General features: G+C 63.0%; 6 protein-coding genes. 1 reads left to right on the top strand and 5 read right to left on the bottom strand.

The window, feature by feature from the left end; all coding sequences use genetic code 11:
- The 4 genes from EN879_RS23910 to EN879_RS23895 form a co-directional block, all read right to left on the bottom strand.
- Window positions 1-144 (bottom strand): DoxX family membrane protein (locus tag EN879_RS23910; RefSeq protein ID WP_127274285.1); only part of this gene is annotated, 144 nt, incomplete at its 3' end.
- 157 nt (window positions 145-301) lie between these two features.
- Window positions 302-721, bottom strand: coding sequence for a DoxX family protein (locus EN879_RS23905; RefSeq protein ID WP_013532413.1), 420 nt, complete (start codon window positions 719-721; stop codon window positions 302-304).
- Window positions 722-956: 235 nt separating this feature from the next.
- Window positions 957-2,354, bottom strand: coding sequence for a class II fumarate hydratase (gene fumC / locus EN879_RS23900; RefSeq protein WP_013532412.1), 1,398 nt, complete (start codon window positions 2,352-2,354; stop codon window positions 957-959).
- A 158-nt stretch (window positions 2,355-2,512) separates the two neighbouring features.
- Window positions 2,513-2,992, bottom strand: a complete 480-nt coding sequence (locus EN879_RS23895) for a cupin domain-containing protein (RefSeq protein WP_013532411.1) — start codon at window positions 2,990-2,992, stop codon at window positions 2,513-2,515.
- 106 nt (window positions 2,993-3,098) lie between these two features.
- On the opposite strand from EN879_RS23895, the gene EN879_RS23890 reads away from it, so the two are divergent.
- Window positions 3,099-4,097, top strand: coding sequence for a LysR family transcriptional regulator (locus tag EN879_RS23890; RefSeq protein WP_013532410.1), 999 nt, complete (start codon window positions 3,099-3,101; stop codon window positions 4,095-4,097).
- Here EN879_RS23890 and EN879_RS23885 read toward each other — a convergent pair.
- Complete coding sequence (locus EN879_RS23885; protein ID WP_013532409.1) at window positions 4,082-4,840, bottom strand: SDR family oxidoreductase; 759 nt, start codon at window positions 4,838-4,840, stop codon at window positions 4,082-4,084. The two genes, EN879_RS23890 and EN879_RS23885, sit on opposite strands and share 16 nt — an antisense overlap.
- Window positions 4,841-5,067 lie beyond the last annotated feature (227 nt).

The following is a 5,067-nucleotide window of genomic DNA, read 5'->3' as shown; positions in this document are numbered from 1 at the left end:
GGCAGCAAGTGTCGGCAGCGGCAGGCCGAGGCCGGCGAAATAGCCTGTGGTGCCGGCGATGTCGCTCAATGCATGGAAACCGGAAGGCACGAACAGGGCGGCGAGCAGCAGCCGGGAGAGCAGGAGCAGCGCGTTGCGGGGCATGTTCACCTCCGTTGTCGGCCGCCGGCCGGCCTCGTCCCGATAGCCCCGATCCTATCAGAAACTCCGGCCGACAGATCGGCGGTCATGCACCAACAACGAAAAAGCGGCGCGGAAAATTCCGCGCCGCTTTCTTGTTCGGCTATTGCCGGGTCTTGGCTCAGCCGCGCTTGGCGTCGATCGAATAGGCACCGGCGCCCGAGGAAGCCAGCACGAGGAAGCCGCCCGCAATGGCGAGGTTCTTGAGAAACTGGATCATCTGCATCTGGTCGGCCCAACCGGTATGGGCGACCAAACCGGTAGCGACCGTGAAGACCGCCAGCACCCAGGCGACAATCCGGGTCTTGAAGCCGACGAGGATGGCGAGGCCGCCGAGAAGCTCGATCAGGCCGACGACGGTGGCCGTTACGGTCGGCAAGGGCAGGCCGAGGCTGCCGAAATAGCCCGCTGTTCCGCTAATGGCGGTGAGCTTGCCGAAACCTGAAAGCAGGAAGATGACCGCGAGCAGGACGCGGCCGAGGAGGATGGTGGTCGAGGCATTGGATGCGCCGGAACCGGCGACTGAAATGTTGGTGGACATGGTGGCTCTCCGGGATGGGTTGATGCCGGGGAGATAGAGCAAACCGACTGTTCACCAAAGCCACCAGACTGGCGACACATTGTTCACAGTACTTACGTTTCCGTGATCGGGCGGCCTGCGCAAAATTCGCTTCGGGTGAGGTCGTGACGGGAGTAAATTCTCCCCTCACGAAATACCGGGCTTTTGGTTGACGCAATTCCGGACCGAAAACCGCAGACACTTTTCCTGGAATTGCCTACCCCGGATGCGTCATATCCTCCGGCCGCACCAGCCGGTCGTAATCGGCTTCGCTGACCAGCCCGGTGGCGAGCGCTTCCTCGCGCAAAGTGGTGCCCTTCTTGTGCGCGGTCTTGGCGATCTTGGCGGCATTGTCGTAGCCGATGGTCGGCGCCAGCGCCGTCACCAGCATCAGCGAGCGGTCGAGTGCCGCCTTGATGTTGTCTTCGCGGGCCTCGATGCCGACGACGCAATTGTCGGTGAAGGAGACCGAGGCGTCGCAGAGCAACTTCACCGACTGCAGGAAGTTGTAGGCCATCAGCGGATTGTAGACATTGAGCTCGAAATGACCCTGGCTGCCGGCGAAGGTGAGCGCCGCATTGTTGCCGAACACCTGTACGCAGACCTGCGTCAGCGCCTCGCACTGGGTCGGGTTGACCTTGCCCGGCATGATCGACGAGCCCGGTTCGTTTTCCGGCAGCGACAGTTCGCCGAGGCCCGAGCGCGGGCCTGAGCCGAGGAAGCGGATGTCGTTGGCGATCTTGAATAGCGCGGCGGCCGCCGCGTTGATGGCGCCGTGCGAAAACACCATGGAATCATGGGCCGCCAGCGCCTCGAACTTGTTCGGCGCGGTGACGAAGGCGATGCCGGTGATGGAGGCGATGCGATCCGCGACCCTTTCGGCGAAGCCGACCGGCGCGTTGAGGCCGGTGCCGACGGCGGTGCCGCCCTGCGCCAGTTCCTGCAAGCCGGGCAACGTCAGCTCGATGCGCTTGATCGACGAAGCGACCTGCGCGGCATAGCCCGAAAATTCCTGGCCAAGCGTAAGGGGGGTGGCATCCTGCGTGTGCGTGCGGCCGATCTTGATGATGTGATTGAACTCTCTGCTCTTGGCGGCGAGTGCCTTGTGCAGGTGCTTCAGTGCCGGCAACAGATCGTGCACGATGCGTTCGGCGCAGGCGATGTGCATGGCTGTCGGATAGGTGTCGTTCGACGATTGGCTCATATTGACGTGATCGTTGGGATGCACCGGCTTCTTGGAGCCCATGACACCGCCCAGCATCTCAATCGCCCGGTTGGAGATCACCTCATTGGCGTTCATGTTGGACTGGGTGCCCGAACCGGTCTGCCAGACCACCAGCGGGAAATGCTCATCGAGCTTGCCGTCGATGACCTCTTGCGCTGCCTCGACAATCGTCTTGCCGATCGCCGGATCGAGCCGCTTGAGCTCCATGTTGGCTTCGGCCGCCGCCCGCTTGACGATGCCCAATGCGCGCACGATCGACGCCGGCTGCTTTTCCCAGCCGATCTTGAAATTGCCGAGCGAACGCTGCGCCTGCGCGCCCCAATACCGGTCGGCGGCGACTTCGATGGGACCGAACGTGTCGGTTTCGGTTCTGGTCTTTGCAGCGGTCACGGGTCTCTCCTTGTCGAAGTCGGCAACGGCGTATCGCGTTGCACAAACGGCTTCAAGCGGAGAATGCGGGCGGCGAGGATGCAAATCGGTTGAAGGCGCGGCGCGTCTCTCCTTCTCCCACAAAGGGGAGAAGGGAAGGACTGCGCAGTTTCGGCCTCTCACCCCAGCGGCGGACCGACAATGTCGATGCCGTTTTTTGCGCAAAGCTGCACCAGTGCCGCGATGATTTCCGGTGTTGGTTCCATCAGCGGCGGCAGTTCGGGCTGTTCGGCGGGACGGCTCGCCTGACGCAGCATCGTCTCAAAATCCGAACCGCGCGTGATGGTGAGGGTGCGCGCACCTTCCGGGGATTCGACCCGGTAGGTGTGCGGCAGGCCTTTCGGTGCGATGACGGTTTCGCCGGCGTCCGCAATGCGTTCGTGGCCGTCGATCTGAAAGCGCAATCTCCCCTCCAGGATGTGAAACACTTCGTCTTCCCTGCGATGCGCATGCAGCGGTGGCGAGTCGCCATAGGGCATGTGATGCTCGACGACGCAGGTGCCGTCCTCTCCTGCTATCGACGAGACGTGGATCGCGACGAGCGTGTTGTTGAACCAGAAGAGTTCCTTGCCTGTGATCGTGCCGGGGGTCATTGTCATGGCGTGTCTGATCCTTCTGTTGCCTGTGCCTGCTGGGCCGATGACGATCTAGCCAGGGATACGCCGACAACGGAAATCGAATGATCGTATGGGGCGAATTGATGCGATGAATTTGAACGCGCTCGACCTCAATCTCATCAAGGTGTTCGACGCCCTTCTGCGGGAGAGAAGCGTTACGCGTGCCGGCGAGCAGATCGGCCTCAGCCAGCCTGCCGTCAGCGCTGCGCTCAATCGCTTGCGACATCTCCTCAACGACCAGCTGTTCGTGCGACGGGGCAATGACATGATGCCGACACCGCGCGCCGAGAGCATGGCCGAGCCGTTGCGCGTGGCGCTTCGCGAGATCGAACGCGTCTTCCATTCGGCCAAGGCGTTCGATCCGGCGGAACTGGAGCGAACCTTCACGTTCATGGGGGCGGATTTCTTTTCCATGATGCTGATGCCAGCGCTGGCGGCACGCATCGCTGGCGCCGCGCCGCGCGCGTCGCTAAGGTTTCTCGATAGCGCGCGCGGCGATGTCTCGCGGCTGCTCCAGGAGGATGAAATCGACGTAGCGCTCGAGCGTCCGCTGGAGGTCTCCGACTGGGTCTCAAGCACGCCTCTGTTCCATTCACCATTCGCCATCATCGCCGCGCACGACAACGCTGCGATCAGGCAGGCGGGAATCATGGAAGGCAAGACTCTGCCGATCGACCTCTTCTGCGAACTGCCCCATATTCTTCGTTCTATCGACGGCTCGATGTCGGGCTCCACCGACGAGGCGCTCCGCAAGATCGGGCGAACGCGCCGTGTAAGCCTGACCCTGCCGCACTTTCAGGCTGTCGCATTAGCCGTGGCAAATGGAAACCACCTGTCGGCGGTGCCCAGGCAGTTCGCGGTTTGGGCGGCCGAGACCCTGCCGCTCGTCATCTTTGAACCACCGCTTCCCATTGCTGTTCCGGAAATCAGGATGTACTGGCACGCGCGCCACGACGACGAGCCACCCCATCGCTGGGTTCGCGATCAGGTCCTGGAGGCGGTAGGCGTACTTGGATTTGTAGAAAGTGGCGTCGCAGAAAATGTCGGCGCTTGGCGTGGCGCCCGGACGGATCAGCCCGCAGTATAACCACCGTCGACGGAGAAGACCCCGCCGCTGGTCCAGGCCGCCTCGTCGCTAGCGAGGTACACTGCGATGCCCGCCAGATCGTCGGGGCGGCCGATTCTGCCAAGCGGATAGCTGCGCTCGACATAGGCTTTCAGCTCGGCCTTTGCCTCGGCCGGCAAATTGTCGACGGTCTTGCGTCGCATGGCGGTGTCGACAGTGCCCGGCGCGATGGCGTTGACGCGGATGCCGCGCGGGCCGAGTTCGAAGGCCAGCGATTTGGTCAGCGAGTTCAACGCGCCCTTTGACAGGGAATAGAGGCTCGACGGCCGCTTCGGGATCATCTTGTTGGCGAAATAGGACGAGACGTTGATCACCGACGCGCCGGCCGCCAGATGCGGCAGCAGACCCTGGGTGAGGAAGAACACCGCCGTCACATTGAGCGCGAAGGATTGCTGGAACTGCGCCTCGCTGACGGTCTCGAACGGCACCAGGAAAGCCACCCCGGCATTGTTGACGAGAATGTCGAGCGGCCTGCCGGATTCTTTGACGTGCTCGCCGACGGCCGCGATGCCGGCCGAGGTGGCAAGATCGGCCGACAGCGTCTCGATAGTGCCGCCGAGCTGCTTGGCGGCAGTGTCGAGCTTTTTGGTGTCACGGCCGACGATCAGGACGTCGGCGCCCTCGCGCGAAAAGGCCTCGGCGATCGCCAGGCCGATACCGTCCGACCCGCCGGTAACCAGCGCGCGCTTTTTGTGAAGTCTCATCGGATGCTCCGAGATTTCTGCGTCGTCGAGAGCACCGTATAGTGGCGGCCAAGGTCAAGCCGTCAGCCAATCCCACGGTATGAACTTCGACCGCCGCCACCCGGCAGGCCGGCCGAGGCTGGTTTAAGCGCCGGCGGTCGCAAGCTCCCCCAAAGCCAGCCGTCCCGCGACATAATTCTTGACCTGGCGGACAGCCTGTTCGCGCGACACGCTGCCCGGCTGCAGGC

The sequence above is a fragment of the Mesorhizobium sp. M7A.F.Ca.AU.002.02.1.1 genome (genome assembly GCF_003998535.1).
In the GTDB taxonomy this organism is placed as follows: Bacteria; Pseudomonadota; Alphaproteobacteria; order Rhizobiales; family Rhizobiaceae; genus Mesorhizobium; species Mesorhizobium ciceri.
Note: the sequence above shows the minus strand (reverse complement) of the source record. Positions and strands in the feature narration are given on the sequence as shown.

Bases quoted from the DNA above. Each gene is read 5' to 3' on its own strand.
- EN879_RS23905 (WP_013532413.1), bottom strand. From the start codon at position 721: ATGTCCACCAACATTTCAGTCGCCGGTTCCGGCGCATCCAATGCCTCG.
- EN879_RS23895 (WP_013532411.1), bottom strand. From the start codon at position 2,992: ATGACAATGACCCCCGGCACGATCACAGGCAAGGAACTCTTCTGGTTC.
- EN879_RS23890 (WP_013532410.1), top strand. From the start codon at position 3,099: ATGAATTTGAACGCGCTCGACCTCAATCTCATCAAGGTGTTCGACGCC.
- EN879_RS23885 (WP_013532409.1), bottom strand. From the start codon at position 4,840: ATGAGACTTCACAAAAAGCGCGCGCTGGTTACCGGCGGGTCGGACGGT.